Below are 1437 nucleotides of genomic sequence, written 5' to 3' on the forward strand. Positions count from 1 at the left end.
ATCGTCAAAGACTTCCTGACCGCCCTGCCCTTGCCGGGCCTAAGCCTGGCCGCCATTGCCACGACCAAGCGGTCGGCGGCAACCGGGCAGTCGCTGGCGGCTGAATACGGCATTCAGCGCGCCTATGACGACTACCTGGACATGCTGAAAGATGATAACGTGGACACCGTCTATGTCGCCACCCCTTCGTCCATGCACTTCCAGATGTGCCTGGATTCCCTGGAGGCCGGCAAAAACGTCATCTGCGAGAAGCCCTTCGTCTTTACCGCCAAAGAAGCCCTTGAGCTCAAGCAGCTGGCTGACCGGAAAGGCTGCCTCATCACTGAGGCCATCACCAGCCGCTACCTGCCGGCCTTCCGGGCCTTGAAGGAAGACCTGGCGCTCTTGGGGCCGATTCATGTCGCCAGTCTCAACTACACCCAGTATTCTTCCCGCTACGACCGCTTCCTGGAGGGCGACATCGCCCCAGCCTTCAACCCCCGCCTGGGCGGCGGCGCCCTTTTGGACCTGAACGTCTACAATGTCCACCTGGCCATCAGCCTCTTCGGCGCTCCGCTTGACGTCCACTACTTCCCCAACATGCAGAAAGGCGTCGACACTTCCGGCGTCCTGGAGCTCAGCTACGACGACAAGCAGGCCAGTCTGGTCGCGGCCAAGGACTCGGAAGCCTTTTTCCACAACCAGTCCCTCCTTGCCGGGGAAAAAGGCGCCATCAGCTTCACCGGCAGTCCCGGCGATCTGCGGCGCTACCGGCTGGAAACGGCTGCCGGCCAGACCGACCGGACCTTTGACCCTGACTTGCACCGGATGGTTCCGGAATTCAAGGAGTTCATCCGCATGTTCGACGGCCGCGACCAGGCCGCCGCTGACCGGGCCTTTGCCCACAGCCTGCAGGTCATCACTGTCCTGGAAGCCGGCCGCCGCTTTACCGCTTGAACAAAAACGCTTTGCCAATAAAGGCAAAGCGTTTTTCATTTTCTATTCCCGACTCAAAAGCTGGTGGATCCGGTCGGCTTCCCGCCAAGGACCACTGTAGATCAGTTCGTCGCCTGGTTCGATGACCGTTGACCCGTGCGGGGAAATCCACTTGTTGCCCCGGCGGATCCGCGAAACCGTAATCTGGTCGACGAAGTCCCAGTCCATCAGCTGGCGGCCAGTGTAGGCCGAATTTTTGACGACCACGTCGTAAAGGGCGTTGTTGGTGTCCGTGATGATCCGGTAAACGGCCGGCGATTCGATCAAGGCCCGCAGCATGGCCCCATGCAGGTTGTTGAAGGCAAAAACTTCGATGCCTTCCTGCTTGAGCTGGTCAACCGTCTCGGCGTTGACCTGGCTCTGGCTGACGATGACCCGCTTGACCCCGGCTTCCTTGGCTGCCCGGCCGACGGCCACGTTCGTCGCGTCGTCGCGGTAGGTGGCAACGAAGATGTCGGCGTC

General features: G+C 60.9%; 2 protein-coding genes. One reads left to right on the forward strand and one right to left on the reverse strand.

Annotation, left to right across the window (positions count from 1 at the left end; all coding sequences use genetic code 11):
- Positions 1-936: Gfo/Idh/MocA family protein (locus tag lacNas_RS13055; protein ID WP_201346937.1), on the forward strand; the 936-nt coding region annotated here is incomplete at its 5' end.
- 42 nt (positions 937-978) lie between these two features.
- Here lacNas_RS13055 and lacNas_RS13060 read toward each other — a convergent pair.
- The coding region (locus lacNas_RS13060; protein ID WP_280515450.1) for a TrkA C-terminal domain-containing protein at positions 979-1437 on the reverse strand (459 nt) is incomplete at its 5' end.

The organism is Lactobacillus nasalidis (genome assembly GCF_016587775.1).
In the GTDB taxonomy this organism is placed as follows: domain Bacteria; phylum Bacillota; class Bacilli; order Lactobacillales; family Lactobacillaceae; genus Lactobacillus; species Lactobacillus nasalidis.